The organism is Corynebacterium guangdongense (assembly GCF_030408915.1).
GTDB lineage: Bacteria > Actinomycetota > Actinomycetes > Mycobacteriales > Mycobacteriaceae > Corynebacterium > Corynebacterium guangdongense.
Genome location: NZ_CP047654.1, coordinates 1,867,477 through 1,884,138, shown reverse-complemented (window position 1 = coordinate 1,884,138; position 16,662 = coordinate 1,867,477). Strand labels below are relative to the sequence as shown.

Annotated in this window: 14 protein-coding genes and 1 riboswitch; of the genes, 12 read left to right on the top strand and 2 right to left on the bottom strand. The window is 68.3% G+C overall.

Going from position 1 to position 16,662, the window contains the following annotated elements; translation table 11 throughout:
• Positions 1 to 24: 24 nt before the first annotated feature.
• From qcrC to CGUA_RS08835, 10 genes are all read left to right on the top strand, one after another.
• Positions 25 to 915, top strand: a complete 891-nt coding sequence (gene qcrC, locus CGUA_RS08880; RefSeq protein ID WP_290194838.1) for a cytochrome bc1 complex diheme cytochrome c subunit — start codon at positions 25 to 27, stop codon at positions 913 to 915.
• Positions 912 to 2,132, top strand: coding sequence for a cytochrome bc1 complex Rieske iron-sulfur subunit (qcrA, locus tag CGUA_RS08875; protein ID WP_290194836.1), 1,221 nt, complete (start codon positions 912 to 914; stop codon positions 2,130 to 2,132). Before qcrC ends, qcrA begins: the two co-directional genes overlap by 4 nt.
• On the top strand, positions 2,132 to 3,769 hold the full coding sequence (qcrB, locus tag CGUA_RS08870) for a cytochrome bc1 complex cytochrome b subunit (RefSeq protein WP_290194834.1): 1,638 nt from the start codon (positions 2,132 to 2,134) through the stop codon (positions 3,767 to 3,769). The genes qcrA and qcrB overlap by 1 nt, the downstream gene beginning before the upstream one ends.
• Positions 3,770 to 4,113: 344 nt before the next feature.
• Positions 4,114 to 4,365 carry a hypothetical protein gene (locus tag CGUA_RS08865; protein WP_290194833.1) on the top strand — a complete coding sequence of 84 codons (252 nt, stop codon included), beginning with the start codon at positions 4,114 to 4,116 and terminating at the stop codon, positions 4,363 to 4,365.
• A 48-nt stretch (positions 4,366 to 4,413) separates the two neighbouring features.
• Positions 4,414 to 4,590: riboswitch (cyclic di-AMP (ydaO/yuaA leader) on the top strand.
• An 8-nt stretch (positions 4,591 to 4,598) separates the two neighbouring features.
• Positions 4,599 to 5,363, top strand: a complete 765-nt coding sequence (locus CGUA_RS08860; protein WP_290194831.1) for a C40 family peptidase — start codon at positions 4,599 to 4,601, stop codon at positions 5,361 to 5,363.
• Positions 5,364 to 5,556: 193 nt separating this feature from the next.
• Positions 5,557 to 6,627, top strand: a complete 1,071-nt coding sequence (locus tag CGUA_RS08855) for an NlpC/P60 family protein (protein WP_290194830.1) — start codon at positions 5,557 to 5,559, stop codon at positions 6,625 to 6,627.
• A gap of 50 nt (positions 6,628 to 6,677) precedes the next feature.
• Positions 6,678 to 7,808, top strand: a complete 1,131-nt coding sequence (locus CGUA_RS08850; RefSeq protein ID WP_290194828.1) for a glycosyltransferase family 4 protein — start codon at positions 6,678 to 6,680, stop codon at positions 7,806 to 7,808.
• A 109-nt stretch (positions 7,809 to 7,917) separates the two neighbouring features.
• Positions 7,918 to 8,892 carry an ROK family protein gene (locus tag CGUA_RS08845; protein WP_290194826.1) on the top strand — a complete coding sequence of 325 codons (975 nt, stop codon included), beginning with the start codon at positions 7,918 to 7,920 and terminating at the stop codon, positions 8,890 to 8,892.
• A gap of 73 nt (positions 8,893 to 8,965) precedes the next feature.
• On the top strand, positions 8,966 to 9,721 hold the full coding sequence (locus CGUA_RS08840; protein ID WP_290194823.1) for a lysophospholipid acyltransferase family protein: 756 nt from the start codon (positions 8,966 to 8,968) through the stop codon (positions 9,719 to 9,721).
• Between the two features lie 135 nt (positions 9,722 to 9,856).
• The gene (locus tag CGUA_RS08835) at positions 9,857 to 11,044 is read left to right on the top strand and encodes an acyltransferase family protein (RefSeq protein ID WP_290194821.1); all 1,188 of its coding nucleotides are present in this window, start codon (positions 9,857 to 9,859) and stop codon (positions 11,042 to 11,044) included.
• Here the strand turns inward: CGUA_RS08835 and CGUA_RS08830 are convergent.
• On the bottom strand, positions 10,929 to 12,173 hold the full coding sequence (locus CGUA_RS08830) for a glycosyltransferase 87 family protein (RefSeq protein ID WP_290194818.1): 1,245 nt from the start codon (positions 12,171 to 12,173) through the stop codon (positions 10,929 to 10,931). The genes CGUA_RS08835 and CGUA_RS08830 overlap by 116 nt on opposite strands.
• 97 nt (positions 12,174 to 12,270) lie before the next feature.
• Here CGUA_RS08830 and CGUA_RS08825 point away from each other — a divergent pair, with 97 nt between their 5' ends.
• Together CGUA_RS08825 and CGUA_RS08820 are read left to right on the top strand one after the other, a co-directional pair.
• Positions 12,271 to 12,780 (top strand): polyadenylate-specific 3'-exoribonuclease AS, encoded by a 510-nt coding sequence (locus CGUA_RS08825; RefSeq protein ID WP_290194815.1) that lies wholly within the window; start codon positions 12,271 to 12,273, stop codon positions 12,778 to 12,780.
• 48 nt (positions 12,781 to 12,828) lie between these two features.
• Positions 12,829 to 14,220 carry a class II 3-deoxy-7-phosphoheptulonate synthase gene (locus CGUA_RS08820; RefSeq protein WP_290194813.1) on the top strand — a complete coding sequence of 464 codons (1,392 nt, stop codon included), beginning with the start codon at positions 12,829 to 12,831 and terminating at the stop codon, positions 14,218 to 14,220.
• A gap of 173 nt (positions 14,221 to 14,393) precedes the next feature.
• Here the strand turns inward: CGUA_RS08820 and pknB are convergent, their stop codons facing one another.
• The gene (gene pknB, locus CGUA_RS08815) at positions 14,394 to 16,565 is read right to left on the bottom strand and encodes a Stk1 family PASTA domain-containing Ser/Thr kinase (protein ID WP_290194811.1); all 2,172 of its coding nucleotides are present in this window, start codon (positions 16,563 to 16,565) and stop codon (positions 14,394 to 14,396) included.
• Between the last annotated feature and the right edge of the window lie 97 nt (positions 16,566 to 16,662).

Genomic DNA, 16,662 nt, shown 5'->3' with positions numbered 1-16,662 from the left:
CAACGGAGCGAAACGAACAGGAAAATGATGGATACCAATCCAACCAACGAGCAGGCTTCGGCCGGGGCATCGGCCTCCGGCAAGAAGCTGCGTCGTAACCGTAAGCTGCGTCGAACCGCAGCTGGCGCTTTTGCGCTGACCATCGGTCTGACCGGTGCCGGCGTCCTGGGTGCCGCACTCACCCCCGACGCCCAGGTCGCCACCGCGCAGCGTGACGACGCCTCCCTGATTCAGGAGGGCAAGGACATCTACGATGTCGCCTGCATCACCTGTCACGGCGCCAACCTGCAGGGCGTCGCAGAACGCGGCCCGTCCCTGGTCGGCGTCGGCGAGGGTTCGGTGTACTTCCAGGTGCATTCCGGCCGCATGCCGATGATGTCCAACGACGCTCAGGCCGAGCGCAAGACGCCGCGCTACACTGAGCAGCAGACCCTGGCCCTGGCGGCCTACGTCGCCGCCAATGGCGGCGGCCCGGAGCTGGTCTACAACGAAGACGGCACCATCGCCATGGAGGAGCTTCGCGGCTCCAACTACAACGGCCAGATCCAGGCAGAGGACGTGGCCCGCGGCTCCGAACTCTTCCGCCTGAACTGCGCTTCCTGCCACAACTTCACCGGACGCGGCGGCGCTCTCTCCTCCGGTAAGTACGCCCCGGGCCTGGACCCGGCGAACGAGCAGGAGATCTACCAGGCCATGCTCACCGGTCCGCAGAACATGCCCAAGTTCTCCGATCGTCAGCTCTCCGCCGACGAGAAGAAGGACCTCATCGCCTTCATCAAGTCCGCCAAGGAAACCCCGTCCCCGGGCGGTTGGGGCCTCGGCGGCCTTGGCCCGGTCTCTGAGGGCCTGGCCATGTGGTTGATCGGTATCACCGCGCTTATCGGTGTTGCACTGTGGATTGGATCGCGCTCATGAGTAACAACGTGAAGAAGGACTACACCGACCGCGAACTCGCGGCGATGAGCAACGAGGAGCTCGCCCGCCTCGGTACCGAGCTGGACGGCGTCACCGTCGCCTACCGCAAGGACCGGTGGCCGATCGAGAACGATCCGGCAGAAAAGCGCGCCGCCACCGGCGTCGCCATCTGGCTGGCGATCTCCGTCGTAGCCGCCATTGCGTTCCTCGGCATCTACATCTTCTGGCCGTGGGAATTCAAGATGCTCGGCGACGAGGGTCATCTCCTGCACACCGTCTACACCCCGCTGCTGGGCCTGACCTCCGGTCTGGCAATCATCAGCCTGGGCATGGCGGTCGTGCTGTACGTCAAGAAGTTCATTCCGGAGGAGATCTCCGTTCAGCGCCGCCACGACGGCCCGTCCGAGGAGATTGACCGTCGCACCGTCACCGCGCTTTTGAACGACGCATGGTCGACCTCCACCCTGGGTCGCCGCACCACCATCAAGGGCCTGCTCGGCGCGGCCGGCGTCCTGTTCGGCCTCGTCGTCATCGCCCCGCTGGGTGGTGCCATCAAGAACCCGTGGCGCGCCCGTGAAATGGACTACCACGGCGACGGCACCCTGTGGACCTCAGGCTGGACTCTCCAGGAGCAGGGCGTCAAGCTCTACCTGGCACGCGACATCGGCACCATCGCCGAGAAGCACACCGGTGAAACCGGCACGCACTACACCACCCAGGGCATTTCCCGTCTGGTCCGCGTGCGTCCCGAGGATCTGGCCGCCGGCGGCATGGAGACTGTTTTCCCGCTCGCCGAGGGCGACGTCAACGACGGCGACCGGTACGACCCGGAGGCCGTCGTCTACGAGAACCACATGCACTCCATCCATGGTCCGCGTAACCCGGTGATGCTCATCCGTCTGCGCTCCGCAGACGCTGACTCCGTCATCGAGCGTGAGGGGCAGGAAGACTTCCACTACGGCGACTACTACGCCTTCTCCAAGATCTGTACCCACATCGGCTGCCCGACCTCGCTGTACGAGGCTCAGACCAACCGTATTCTCTGCCCGTGCCACCAGTCGCAGTTCGACGCCCTGCAGTACGGCAAGCCGGTCTTCGGACCCGCTGCCCGCGCCCTTCCGCAGCTGCCGGTCACCGTGGACGAGGAAGGCTACTTCGTCGCCAACGGCAACTTCGTCGAGCCCATCGGCGCCGCATTCTGGGAGCGTAAGAGCTAATGAGCACTAAGACTGATAACCGTCTTGCCGCAATCGGCAACAACATCGATTCTCGCTACACCGTCGCAGGCTTCCTGCGTCCGCAGCTGAACAAGGTCTTCCCGACCCACTGGTCGTTCATGCTCGGTGAGATCGCCCTCTACAGCTTCATCATCCTGCTGTTGACGGGCGTGTACCTGGCGCTGTTCTTCGACCCGTCGATCACCAAGGTGATCTACGACGGCGCCTACCTTCCGCTCAACGGCGTCGAGATGTCCCGCGCCTACGCCACCGCGCTGGACATCTCCTTCGAGGTCCGCGGTGGCCTGTTCGTCCGTCAGATGCACCACTGGGCTGCGCTGATGTTCATGATGTCCATGGTCGCCCACATGCTCCGCATTTTCTTCACCGGCGCGTTCCGTCGCCCGCGTGAGGCGAACTGGGTCATCGGCGTCACCCTGGTCCTGCTGGGCATGGTCGAGGGCTTCCTCGGCTACTCCCTGCCGGATGACCTCCTCTCCGGCGTCGGCCTGCGCATCATGTCCGCCATCATCGTCGGCATGCCGATCGTCGGCACCTGGCTGCACTGGGCCATCTTCGGCGGCGACTTCCCGTCCGACCTGATGCTGGACCGCTTCTACATCCTCCACGTCCTGGTCATCCCGGGCATCATTCTCGCCCTGATCGCGGCCCACGTCCTCCTGGTCTGGTTCCAGAAGCACACCCAGTTCCCGGGACCGGGCCGTTCCGAGAACAACGTCGTCGGTATCCGCATCATGCCGGTCTTCGCCACCAAGGCCATCGGCATGGGCCTGTTCGTCGCCGGCGTCCTGGCGCTGATGTCCGGGCTCACCACGATTAACGCGATCTGGAACCTGGGTCCGTACAACACCTCCCAGGTCTCCGCCGGTTCCCAGCCGGACATCTACATGCTCTGGACCGACGGTCTCGCCCGCGTCATGCCGGCGTGGGAGCTCTACCTGGGCAACTACACCATCCCGTCCGCGTTCTGGGTCGCCCTGGTCGCCATCGTGCTGGTCGTCCTGCTGATCGGGTACCCCTTCATCGAGAAGGCCGCCACGGGCGACGATGCCCACCACAACCTGCTGCAGCGTCCGCGCGACGTCCCGGTCCGCTCCGGCATCGGCGCAATGGCGATCACCTTCTTCCTCCTGATCACCATCTCGGGCGGCAACGACCATGTGGCCCACTTCTTCCAGATCTCCCTGAACGCCATGACCTGGTTCGGTCGTATCGGCCTGATCATCCTGCCTCCGATCGCCTACTGGCTGACCCACCGCATCTGCGTCGGTCTCCAGCGCTCCGACCGTGAGGTCCTGGAGCACGGCATCGAGACCGGTGTCATCAAGCAGCTGCCGAACGGCGCCTTCATCGAGGTCCACCAGCCGCTGGGCCCGGTCGACGAGCACGGCCACCCGGTCCCGCTCGAGTACGCCGGTTCCTACGTGCCGAAGCAGCTCAACCAGCTTGGTTTCGCGGACTCCGAGACCTCCGGCTACTTCAGCCCGGATGACCCGTCGCTGATGGCGAAGCGTCACCGCATTCAGCAGGAGAACGCCCGCGAGGAGCACGAGATGTTCGAGGCCCTCAACAAGGCGAACGTCGAGGCTGACCGTCGCAGGGGCCTGGACCACTAGTCCCCGGCGCGAATAGTTTCGCTCAGCCTGTGCCCGCACCACCCGCGAGGGGGTGCGGGCACAGGCTTTTTCTGACGTGTGCGCGGTGACCTCGGCTCTCCGGGGCGTCGACGGGGCTCGGGATGCTGCCTGTGGCGTGGCCCCCCTGGTGCGGGCGTGTGCGGGCCTCCCGGAGGCCGCCACGACAGGGCAGGGCCGTTGCGGGCCGCGGGGTCGCCCTCCCGAATTCGCCGGTCGGCCCCTTCACAAGGTGGTGGAGGTGTGGCCACCGAGGTGGGCGTGGCAGGTGGGAAAGGCCTGAATGCGGAGGTTGCCGACGGAAACCGGTGGGCAGGCGGGGTGGTGTGAGCAACCGCACATCCGACCCTTTTCTCGCGCTGACCGCCGTGGGCTGCGTGCCGCACGGCCATTTGGGCCTCGTGTCCGGCACGACTGACACCGTCGCCCAACTGCGTCAACGACGGGAACTGATGAGGGCAGGAACTTTGGTCCACCAAGGCAATCCCGACTTCCCGTCAGGGCGGGTTTTTGATAACGGCGCGATAACAACCCCGCCGGGTGAAGGTGGCTGGACTTTGTTCGTTGCGGTTTCGTAACCTGTTCGAGACATTGCGGAACCAGCACGGTCCCAATGAACCGAAACTAAACAAAATACGCCGAACCGATTGCCTTCAAGCGCAATTAGACCGGGGACCCGAATTCCAGGGGTTCACTGCACGTTTGGGCGTTACTCTGCACCCGCGGGGGACGTATGGAACGTGACGGGGAGATCTTCACTCCTCACCCGACAGCTAACCCGGTAGGCACGCAGAAGAATTTGGAGTTTTTCGTGGCCGAGCATCGTCGCCAGTCCATCCGCACCGCCCGCCGCCTCGTGGCCGCCACCGCCGCCGCCGCCAGCGCGACCGTTCTGGTCCCCAGCGTCGCCAACGCCGCCGAGGTCACTGTCCCCGGCACGGGCATCTCTGCCGAGGTCGCCGGCATCGAGAACATCCCGGGCATCGCCGACGTTCCGGGTATCGAGGCCTGGATCCCGTCCCTGGCCGGCCAGGCCGGCTCCGGAGCCAACGCCCAGGGGGCCATCGACCAGGCCCGCGCCCTGCCGATGTCCTCCGCGATCCCGGGCTTCACCCAGTTCCTCAACCAGGCCGAGTCCGAGGTCGTCTACTCCGCGCCGGTCGTCGCGCCGGCAGCCGTCGCGGCCCCGGCCCCGGCAGCTCCGGCGCCGGCCCCCGCCCCGGCAGCCTCCTCCACCGGCCAGGCGATTGCCGACGCAGCCCTGTCCAAGATCGGTTCCCCGTACGGCTGGGGCGCCACCGGCCCCTACGCCTTCGACTGCTCCGGCCTGACCTCCTGGGCCTACGCCCAGGCGGGCAAGTCCATTCCGCGCACCTCGCAGGCCCAGGCAGCGTCCGGCACCCCGGTCCCGCTGAGCCAGCTGCAGCCCGGCGACCTCATCGCCTACTACGGCGGCGCCTCCCACGTGGCCGTATACGTCGGCAACGGCATGATGGTCGACGCCCTCAACTCCAGCTCCCCGGTCGCTCAGCGTCCGATCGATTACATGCCGATCCACTCCGCGTTCCGTTTCTAGACGCGCCAGATCGAGCCACCCCCCCGGGGTGGGCGGCGCCTGACGCCGTCCACCCCGGGGGAGCGGTGTTTTCCGGTGGTTACCCGCGTCGGCTCGCGCACCGGGAGACGCGGTGGAGACACGACCAGATCACAGTCATTCATCGCGCTCGAAAGCGGTGACCCGTCTACACTTTTCAAACGAAAACCTCACAGTGACACCCCAGAAAGCGAACCTCGTGCGCCGCATCAAGCATCACCGGACCAACCGTCTGACAGCCACCTCCACCGTGGCGGCGATCGCCGCCAGCGGCATCCTGCTAGCGCCGGGGGCCGGCGCGGATGAACTGGACGATCTCATGGCAGAGCTGGAGACGGTGTCCCACGAGGCGACTGCGAAAAGCGAGGAGGTCAAGGCGCTGGAAGACAGCGTGGACTCCGCGGAGCAGGACCTCGCCCGCCTCGCGGCGGAGGCGGACACCGCGGGGGAGAAGGCCCAGCACGCCCGGGAACTGCAGGTTCAGTTTCAGGCGCAGGTCGACGGCGTCGCCGGCGCGAAGTACCGCGTCGACGCCCTGGACCCGGTGACCAACGCCCTGTCCGCGGAGAACCCGCAGAACATGATCGACCGTTCGGCCTACCTGGGCACGCTCTCGCGCACCACGACCGCGGATCTGGATGCGCTGGAGGGGGAGCTGCGGGCCGCCGCCGCGGAGGCGAGCCGCGCCCACGCCGCCGTCGCGGAGGCGAATTTCCACCGCAGCATCCTCTCTGCCCGGCAGCGTGACCTGGAGGAGCAGCGCAGCGCGCTGGCCGAGGACGTCGAGGCCATCGAAGCGCGCATCGACGCCCTCAACGCAGAGCAGCGCGAAGCCTGGATCAACCAGAACAACCCGGTCGAGCCGAACCCAGCGGTCGACCTCAGTTCCGCGGCCGCCTCCCTGTCGGGGGCCGGCGCCGTCGGTGCCGCGCTGAGCAAGCTCGGTTCCCCCTACAGCTGGGGCGCGACCGGACCGAGCGCCTTCGACTGCTCCGGACTGATGTACTGGGCCTATCAGCAGCAGGGCAAGACCATCCCGCGCACCTCCCAGGCGCAGTTGGCGGGCGGCATGTCCGTGGCGCTGTCGGATCTGCAGCCGGGCGACATCATCGGCTACTACCCGGGAACCACCCACGTTGGCATGTACATCGGCAACGGCCAGGTCGTCCACGCCTCCGACTACGGCATTCCCGTCCAGGTCGTCCCCTTCGACTCGATGCCGATCACCGGTGCCTCCCGCTACTAGGGCCGCCGGCACGGGCCCGGGCCGACGTCCCACGCACTAGGCTGTGAGCCATGCCTTCGACGCTGCTGGTGACCAACGACTATCCGCCGACGCTCGGCGGCATCCAGTCCTATCTCCGCGACTACGTCGCCACCCTCGACCAGAGCGAGATCATGGTCTTCGCCTCCACCCAGGACGAGGCCGCCGCCCACAGCCACGACGCCCGGGCCGGGCACCGAATCATCCGCTGGCCCCGTGCGGTCATGCTGCCGACGCCCACGGTCGCCGACGCCGTCGCACAGATCGTCGCCGAGCACGACATCCGCACGGTCTGGTTCGGCGCCTCCGCTCCGCTGGGGCTGCTGGCGCCGGCCGCGCGGAAGGCGGGCGCCGAGCGCATCATCTCCACCACCCACGGCCATGAGGTCGGTTGGTCGATGATTCCGGGCGCCCGTCAGGCGCTGCGCCGCATCGGCGGGCACTCCGACGTCGTCACCTACATTTCCGACTACACGCTCGGCCGCATCCGTCCGGCGTTCGGTGAGCACCCCCGTTATGTGGCGCTGCCCTCGGCGGTGAGTACCGACGTCTTCCGTCCGGCCCCGCCAGCGGAACGAGAAGCGACCCGGGCACGCTTCGGGTTCGGCGGGGAGCCGGTCATCATCTGCATTTCTCGGCTCGTCCCGCGCAAGGGCCAGGATCAGCTCATCCGGGTCCTGCCGCGGCTGCGCCGGCACCACCCCGGCACCCGGCTCGTCATCGTCGGTGAGGGCGGCTACGGAGCCCGCCTGGGCACGCTTGCCGACGCCCTCCGCCTCGGGCCCGACGCCCTCACCTTCGCCGGCGCGCTGCCCTTCGAGGACATGCGGGCCCTGCTCGCGGCCGCCGACGTCTTCGCCATGCCGGCGCGCACCCGCGGCGGCGGACTCGACGTCGAGGGGCTGGGCATCGTCTACCTGGAGGCGCAGGCCTGCGGAATACCGGTCGTCGCCGGTGACTCCGGCGGAGCGCCGGAAACGGTGACCCCGGAGACCGGCATCGTCGTCGACGGCCGCGACACGGGGGAATTGTTCGGTGCGCTGGATCGCCTCCTCAGTGACGCAGAGCTACGCCGGGACATGGGACGGGCGGGGCGTGCCTTCGTCGAGAAGCAGTGGACCTGGGAGATCATGGGCGCCCGCCTGCGGGCCCTGCTCGACTGACACCGCGGGTACCGCGTCGCGCGGGCCTCCGCTAGGAGCGGCCGGGGCAAAGGTATATCCTTACCCTTTGATCTCCCACCCCGCTCCCAGATCCAGAGGCTTATCGCAGATGTCCGACCAGGCACGCATGACCGTCCCCGCCGGGGCGCCCACCATCGGCTTCGACATCGGCGGAACCAACCTGCGGGCCGCCGTCGTCACCCCGGCCGGTGAGATCATCGACTCCCGGGCGGTCCTGACGCCCGCCTCCGACGTCGAGATGATCGACGCCATCGTCAACCTGGTCGAGGCCCTGCGCGCCGATCATCCCACCGTCGCCGCCGTCGGCCTGGCCGTCGCCGGGTTCCTCGACCCGGAGTGCGAGGTCGTCCGCTTCGCGCCGCACCTCCCGCTGCTCGACTTCCCTCTGCGGGCCCACCTGGCCGAGCGCCTCGACCTGCCCGTGCGTCTCGAACACGACGCGAACTCCGCGGCCTGGGGCGAGTACCGTTTCGGCGCGGCCCAGGGGGCGGGCACGTGGGTGCTCTTCGCCGTCGGCACCGGCATCGGCGCGGCCCTGATGATCGACGGCACGATCTTCCGCGGCGCCTACGGCACCGCGCCGGAATTCGGACACCTCCAGGTCGCCGCCGGCGGGCGCGCCTGCTCCTGCGGGAAAACGGGCTGTCTGGAGCGTTACGCCTCCGGCACCGCGCTGGTCGAGACCGCCCAGGAGCTGGCCGCCGGGGGCGTCGGCGACGGGGGAAAACTGCGCGCCGCGCTGCTGACGGATCCGGCGGCCGTCGGAGGCCCGGACATCGTCGCCGCCGCCCGGTCAGGTGACCCCCTCGGCCTCGCGACGCTGGACTCCTTCGCGTCCTGGCTCGGACTCGGGCTGTCCATGGTCGCCGACGTCCTCGACCCGGAACTTGTCGTCCTGGCCGGCGGCGTGTCCGCCGATTCCGACCTCTACCTCGACCGCGCCCGCGGGACGATGGCCGACTCGATCGTGGGGGCGGGACACCGGCCCCTGGCCCGCCTCGTTACCGCGGATCTGGGGCCCCAGGCGGGTATGATCGGCGTGGCTGATCTGGCACGCTACTAGCTGCGACGATCCAGCCGGTTCACTGCGCGTCGCTCGCGCTTCGTCGAGGTAGAAGGGTTCTTCAGACACCGCCATGCAGAACAAGTGGTATTCATTCTTCAAGGCCACGCTGGGCCCGCTGCTCCACCTCTACAACCGCCCCGAGATCGAGGGCGCGGAGAACATCCCCGAGGAGGGCGCGGCCATCATGGCCTCGAACCACCAGGCGGTCATGGACTCCTTCTACCTGCCGCTGATGATGAAGCGCCAGCTGCAGTTCCCGGCCAAGGCCGAGTACTTCACCGCCCCCGGCCTGACCGGGCGCTTCAAACGGTGGTTCTTCAACGCGGCGGGCCAGATTCCGGTGGACCGTGAGGCGGACAACGCCGGTGACGCGACACTCGCGGCGGCCCGCACGGTCCTGGACCGCGGCGACATTCTCGGCATCTACCCGGAGGGCACCCGCTCCCCGGACGGCCGGATCTACCGGGGACGTACCGGCATGGCGCGCATCGCGATGGCCACCGGCGCGCCGGTGATCCCGGTGGCGATGCTCAACACCCGCGCCGCCAACCCGATCGGCTCCGTCGTGCCCCGGCCCGCGAAGGTGAGCATGCGCATCGGCGCGCCCATCGACCCGCATGCCTGGGCCCGCGAGAACGGCCTCGACCCGCACGATTCCCACGCGGTGGCGCGCCCCTTCACCGATCACGTCATGCGTGTTCTGGCGGAGCTGACCGAGGAGCCCTACGTCGACGTCTACGCCTCCGAGGTCAAAGGGTCCCTCGCCCGTGGCGACGGGTACCCGGCGGGGGCCGAGCCCGGCGGCTCCCTGGAAACCCGCTTCTGAGAAATCGACGAGACTGGGGTCCCGCTGGCTGGAGGCTGGAGGGCTGCTGGCCAATGTCGCGTCCAGCGGATAGGATTGCTCCGTTTGGTTAATGCTGCGAGCAGCCGGGGTCAGTAGTAGGGAAGTGTCAGTGTCATGAGCGGAACCGTGAGCGGAGCAATGTCCGGGGCGGCGGCCGCAACCCCGCCCCGGCGCCGCCTGGACTGGCCTGACATCGCGCGGGGAATTTCCATCCTCGGTGTCATTCTGCTCCATGTCAGCCTCGCGGTGCCCGGGGGCATGGACACCCGCGCGGCGGAGTTCAACGCGGTTCTGGATCCCCTCCGGATGCCGTTGTTCTTCCTGGTCAGCGGATTTTTCGCGACAAAGGTCCTCCGCTTCGGTTTCCTCGAGCTGGTAACCCGCCGACTGTGGTTCTTCCTGGTTCCCTACGTCATCTGGGTGCCGGTGGAACTCTTCCTCAAGGCGAAGGAGTACCAGGCGGTCTTCGACCGCGAACTGCCGCCGCTGAGCCATTACGTCAGCCATGTCGTCACCGGCACGAACATGGCGTGGTTCCTCTACGCCCTGGTCCTGTTCAACGTCATCCTCTGGCTGACCCGGCGGATGCCGTGGTGGGGGGCGCTCATTGTGTCGCTTCTGCCCGTCCTCGTCCTTCCGCTGCACGACGATTTCCACATCGTGGGCAAGGCGGTGCTCTATCTGCCGATCTTCATGATGGGCGCCCACCTGCGCGGTCCGGTGGGCTCCTTCGCCGCCACCGCGTTGACGCCCTCCCGTCTCATCTTCTCGGGCCTGACCTATCTGGCGGGTCTGGGACTGCTGTTCGGGTGGAACCGCCTGGCTGATTCCGGCGCCGTCATTTCCCTGCCGTGGCCGTTCGGACTCGCGGACTCCGTCGGCGCCCCCGAGCTGCGCCTGGTCGTCCTCCTGCTGGTGCAGTCCCTCATGCTGGCGATGGCCATCACCGTGACCGTGGTGATCGCCCGCGTCGTCTGGCTGGCGGAGCCGCTGAAATTCTTCGGCCGCCACACGCTGGTGCTCTACCTGGGCCACCCGATCGCCCTCATCCTCGGCTACCACCGCCTCCAGTACGAGCTGCAGCTGACGATTGCGCGGCACGCCGAGCACTGGCTCAACGACACCGCGTTCTGGATGGCCTACGCCTTCGCCGTCTGCCTGGCCGGCGGGCTCGTCTTCTGGGTGATCACCAAGACCCCCGTCCTGAAGTGGTCGTTGACCCCGCCCCAGTTGCCCCATTCGACGCTGACCGCGCCGCAGCCCGAGACGCTGAGAGACCGCCAGCACGAGCCGTCCCCCTAGACCGGAGCGTCATGGCCGCCAGAAAAACCAGCCCGATTACCACGTAGGACGAGCCCACGACCTGCGCCCACCAGGGCCAGGCCGTTTCCGTTCCGCCGCCGTGGGGCAGCAGCCAGTGCGGGCGCGCCAGCATTGCCGCGGCGCCGAGTCCGGCGAGGAGCCGCGACCATCGGCGGCGGGTACGCCAGCCCGACACGGCCAGGTAGATCGTCGTCGGGACGAGCCAGACCCAGTGGTGGGACCAGGACACCGGGGAGCCCAGCGTCGCCACCAGGGAGGCGAGCAGCACCATCGCCAGGGGATCGCCGCCGCGGCGGTGCTCCCGCTCGAGGGCGATCACCACCGCCGCCCCGACGACCGCCAGGCTCGGCAACCACAGCTGCTCCACGCCCACCCGGGCGAAGACCCCCGCCAGGGACTGGTTGGCGGCGTACTCGGCGTTGCCGATGCGCCCGGTGTCGCCGAGCACGCCGGCGAGATACTCCCGGGTGGCCTGCGGCGCGGCCAGCGCACCCAGCAGTCCGGTGCCGAGGAAACCGGCCAGCACCCCGGCGCCGCCCCGGAGATCTCGCCGGAACAGCGGGACCAGGATGAACACCAGCGGGGTGAGTTTGACACCGGCGGCCAGCCCGGTCAGGAGGCCGCGCCACCGGGAGCCGCGGGGCGCGAGGACAAGCGCGTCGACCAGCACGAGCGTCGCCAGAACGAGGTTGATCTGACCGAACGCGACAGTCTCCCACACTGGCTCGGCGACCAGCATCACCGGCAGCAGGAGCAGCGTCCACGCCCCCGGACGGGCCACCCGCAGATGGCGCAGGACCAGGTAGGCCAGCACGGCGGGGAGGGCGAGATTGACCAGGGTGAGCACCAGGCCCGCGCCCACGTCGGACAGCGGCGCCAGCGGCAGAAAAATCAGCGCGGCGAACGGGGGATAGGTGAAGGGCAGTGGACCCACCCGGGTCAGGTAGGTGGCCGTGTACAGGTGGGCGTCGGCGAGCAGCTCGCGGGCGCCGAGGCGGTAGACGTCGGCGTCGAGGTGGTAGCGCAGGCCCAGCGGCTCGAGGCTGAAGACCATGCCCGCGGCCAGGGCGAGGGTGATGAGCGCGGAGACCGCCAGCAGCTGTTTCATGAATACAGAATCTAGCCCCACTGGACCTCGCGTGCGGGGTGGGGGCTACGCTGGGACAGCAGTTCAGCCAGCCGGAACGAGAACGGATGACAACATCGTGCGCTACTTCTATGACACCGAGTTCATCGAGGACGGAACCACCATCGAGCTGGTGTCCATCGGCGTCGTCGCCGAGGACGGCCGCGAGTACTACGCCGTGTCCACGGATTTCGACTCCGGCCGCGCAAATCCCTGGGTCCGCAACAACGTGCTCGACAAGCTGCCCAGCCCCAACTCTCCCGTGTGGAAGTCCACCGCCACCATCCGCGACGAGCTGCTGGCCTTTCTCACCGCCGGCAAGACCCGCCCGCAGCTGTGGGCGTGGGTCGGCGCCTACGACCACGTCCTTTTTGCGCAGCTGTTCGGGGACATGACGGCGTTGCCGAAGTCGCTGCCCCGGCTGACGCTCGACATCAAGCAGTACTGGCACATGGCCGGCTGCCCCCACATTCCGCCCGCGCCGGACGGGCTCCACGACGCGCTCGTCGACGCCCGCCACAACAAGGCGAAGTTTGACGCCTGCATGCAGGTGATGCCCCTCTCACCGAGCAATCGGGTGCTGCGCTGATCCCCGGAGAAAGTTGATTAGGGGGAGCGACGTGATAGAACTGAACATGTGAGTAACTGGACCATCGACATCCCCGAAACAGCGCTGCCTGACCTGCCCCCGCTGCCCGAGAAGTACGCCGCCCGGTGGGACGACGTGCTGTCCCGCGAGGCCAAGCAGCAGCCTTCCTGGGATCAGGCCCAGGCCGACAATGTCCGCAAGATCCTCGAGTCCGTCCCGCCCGTCGTGGTCGCGCCCGAGGTCCTCGAGCTCAAGCGCAAGCTCGCCGACGTCGCCAACGGCAAGGCCTTCATGCTGCAGGGCGGCGACTGCGCGGAGACTTTCGAGACCAACACCGAGCCGCACATCCGCGGCAACATCCGCACCCTGCTGCAGATGGCGGTGGTCCTGACCTACGGCGCTTCCATGCCGGTGGTGAAGCTGGGCCGCATCGCCGGCCAGTACGCCAAGCCGCGCTCCGCCGACCACGACGCCAACGGCCTGCTCAACTACCGCGGTGACATCGTCAACGGCGTCGAGGCCACCGAGGAGGAGCGTCGCCACGACCCGTCCCGCATGATCCGCGCCTACGCGAACTCCGGCGCCGCCATGAACCTGGTCCGGGCGCTGACCTCCTCCGGCGAGGCGGACCTCTACCGCCTGCACGAGTGGAACCGCGAGTTCATCGCCTCCTCCCCGGCCGGCGCCCGCTACCAGGCGCTCGCCGACGAGATCGGGGCCGGCCTGCGCTTCATGGAGGCCGCCGGCGTCAAGGACGACTCCCTGCGCACCTCCGAGATCTACGCCTCCCACGAGGCGCTGCTCGTCGACTACGAACGTGCCCTGCTGCGTTTGGCCGACGACGGCTCCGGGGAGCCGAAGCTCTACGACCTCTCCGCCCACCAGCTGTGGATCGGTGAGCGCACCCGCGGCATCGACGACTTCCACGTCAACTTCGCCGCGATGATCGCCAACCCGATCGGCATGAAGATCGGCCCGACCATCACCCCGGACGAGATCCGCGCCTACTGCGAGAAGCTCAACCCGGAGAACGAGGCCGGCCGTCTCACCCTGATCACCCGCATGGGCTACGACAAGGTCCGGGAGGTGCTCCCCGGCGTCGTCGAGGCCGTCGAGAAGGAGGGCTTCAAGGTCATCTGGCAGTGCGACCCGATGCACGGCAACACGCACACGGCCTCCAACGGCTACAAGACCCGCCACTTCGACAAGATCATCGACGAGGCGCAGGGATTCTTCGAGGTCCACCGCGCCCTGGGCACCCACCCGGGCGGCATTCACATCGAGCTCACCGGCGACAACGTCACCGAGTGCCTCGGTGGTGCCATGGACATCACCGATATCGACCTGCCGCGTCACTACGCCTCGGCGGTCGACCCGCGCCTGAACCCGGAGCAGTCCCTGGAGCTGGCGTTCCTGGTCGCGGAAATGCTGCGCAACTAGCCCCTGTTCGACAACTCCCCACCGCCGGTGGGGAGTTTTTTGTGGGCACAACCATTGCCACTGAGGCTTGTCGACGCCCGATTCCCGTCCCAGTGGCAGTGGTTGTGCCCACCGGGGAGCATCAACTGCTTAGGAATCCTCCGGTTGCGGGTGCTTCCGGTCGGATCCTCGGATTAGTCGTGCTCCAGTGTCACACGCTGGCGGGCACGGGCCGGTTCGCCGGCGGCGGGGGACTGCTCGGTGACGGAGTCCTTGTCGTCCTTGCCGGAGACGCCGCGGTCGCGCAGGCCGGCGTCGGCGAGCGCCTCGCGGGCGTCTTTGACGCTCATGCCGACCACGTCGGGGGTGGCTATCAGGCCCGGCAGGGTGAGCGTGACCTCCGGTTTCGACTCAGGGTTGAGCAGGGTGCCCGGCTCCGGGGAGACCTTCAGCACCGTGTCGAAGGCGGCGCCGGTGGCTTTGCCGTCGGTGGCGGTCTTGACGGAGACGTCGGCGTCGGCGAGCAGGTCCTTGGCTTCCGCGAGCTTCATGCCGGACAGGTCGGGCAGGCGGAAGGCGGTGGAGACGACGAGGTCGACGCGGTCCCCGCGTTCCAGATGCGTTCCGGGGCCGGGGTTGACGGCGACGACGTTGCCGCCGAAGATGACGTCGTCGTAGCGTTCGCTGACCTCGCCGACGTTCAGCCCGGCCTCCTCGAGCTGGCGACGGGCGAGGTCGAGGGGCTGACCCTCGACGTCGGGGACCGTCGCGGGCTGGGGCCCCTTGGACAGTGCGACCGTGATCGTCGAGCCGATCGCGACCTGGGTGCCCGGGGCCGGGGAGGTTTGCGCGACCGTGCCCGAGGGCACCGAATCCGACCAGACGGATTCACCCGTCTCGATGTTGAGGGTCCGCTCGTCGGCCAGCGCCCGATAGTCCTCCACACCCATCCCCGCCGGAATTTCCGGGACCGTCGGCCGGCCCTGGGAGATGAGGATGACGACCGGCTCACCCGGCAGCGCCCTGCCGCCCTCCGGCGGCTCGGTCCCCACGGTCTCATCGGCGGGGACCTCGTCGTGGAAGATGATGCGGGTGGTGGGCTCGAAACCGGCCTCGCTGACCGCGGCGACCGCGGCGGTCCGGTCCATGCCCAGCACCTGCGGCACCTCGCCGTAGCGCCCGGATCCGAACCACCAGGCACCCACGGCGACCGCGGCCGTGACGAGGAGGACGAGTACCGTCCAGACGATCATGCGCCAGGGGGAGCGGTTGCTCACCGGCTTCGGGGACTCCATCTCCTGCTGCGGGCGGGGCTCGGGGAGATCATCCCGGGGGGCGGGCTCCGGCGCCGGGACGGCCACAGGTGGCGGGGACTCGACGACCCGGGTGTCACCCCGCGCGGGGATGACCTCCGTGGCGGGCGTCAACCCCGGGTGGGTCCGGGTGATGATGCCGGTGGTGTCCGTGGGGACGGCCGCGGCGCGGTGGGCGGCCGAGTTGCGGGGGATGGGCACGGTGAAGGGGGGCAACGAGAGATCCGCGGCGACGTCGTCGAGCGCGGCCAGAAAATCGCCGGCGTCGGTGAACCGCTCGGCGGGATCACGCATCGTTGCGGTGGCGACCAGCTCGTCGAAAAGATCCGGCACACCCTCGATAAGGGAACTGGGGGCGGGCACGTCCTGGTTCAGGCGCGCGAAAGCGTGCGCGTAGTCGTTCTCCCCGCTGAAGGGCGTACGTCCGGTGAGAAGCTCGAACAGGACGATGCCCGCCGAGTACACGTCAGAGGCCGGCGTGATGTCCTCGCCGCTGACCTGCTCGGGGGAGAGGTAGGCGACGGTGCCGATGATGCTGTCGGACGTCGCGGTCCCGCCGGACGCCGCGCGCACCAGCCCGAAGTCGGCGATTTTGACCCGGTGATCACCGTTGATCAGGATGTTGTCCGGCTTGACGTCGCGGTGGACCATGCGTTTGCCGTGGGCGACGGACAGGCCGGTGAGCACGGCGCGCATGACGCTGGCGGCCGCGTGCGGGGGCATGGGGCCACGCTCGGCGAGCAGTTCCCGCAGCGTGCCGCCGGTGACCAGCTCCATGATCAGGTAGACGATCTCGTCGTCCTCGGCGGAGAAGTCGTAGACGTTGACCAGGTTGGGATGGTTGGGCAGCAGACCCATCGCCCTGGCTTCCCGGCGGAAACGGTCGCGGGAGGCCGGATCCCCGACGAAGCGGGAGTCCATCACCTTGGCGGCGACGGTGCGCCCGAGCCGAAGGTCGACGCAGCGGTACACGGTGGACATCCCGCCCCGGGCGATCGGGTGATCGACACGGTAGCGGCCTTCCAGTACGTCTCCTACAGCCAGCTGAGTCATGCGCACCAGTATGGCTGATACGTCGGTCACGGGTGGAATCGAACACGGGGAGCCGCCACGGGCGGACGGGTGGCCCGATCCGGGGGTCGACCCCTTA

Bases quoted from the DNA above. Each gene is read 5' to 3' on its own strand.
- qcrC (WP_290194838.1), top strand. From the start codon at position 25: ATGATGGATACCAATCCAACCAACGAGCAGGCTTCGGCCGGGGCATCG.
- qcrA (WP_290194836.1), top strand. From the start codon at position 912: ATGAGTAACAACGTGAAGAAGGACTACACCGACCGCGAACTCGCGGCG.
- qcrB (WP_290194834.1), top strand. From the start codon at position 2,132: ATGAGCACTAAGACTGATAACCGTCTTGCCGCAATCGGCAACAACATC.
- CGUA_RS08850 (WP_290194828.1), top strand. From the start codon at position 6,678: ATGCCTTCGACGCTGCTGGTGACCAACGACTATCCGCCGACGCTCGGC.
- CGUA_RS08845 (WP_290194826.1), top strand. From the start codon at position 7,918: ATGTCCGACCAGGCACGCATGACCGTCCCCGCCGGGGCGCCCACCATC.
- CGUA_RS08840 (WP_290194823.1), top strand. From the start codon at position 8,966: ATGCAGAACAAGTGGTATTCATTCTTCAAGGCCACGCTGGGCCCGCTG.
- CGUA_RS08835 (WP_290194821.1), top strand. From the start codon at position 9,857: ATGAGCGGAACCGTGAGCGGAGCAATGTCCGGGGCGGCGGCCGCAACC.
- CGUA_RS08830 (WP_290194818.1), bottom strand. From the start codon at position 12,173: ATGAAACAGCTGCTGGCGGTCTCCGCGCTCATCACCCTCGCCCTGGCC.
- pknB (WP_290194811.1), bottom strand. From the start codon at position 16,565: ATGACTCAGCTGGCTGTAGGAGACGTACTGGAAGGCCGCTACCGTGTC.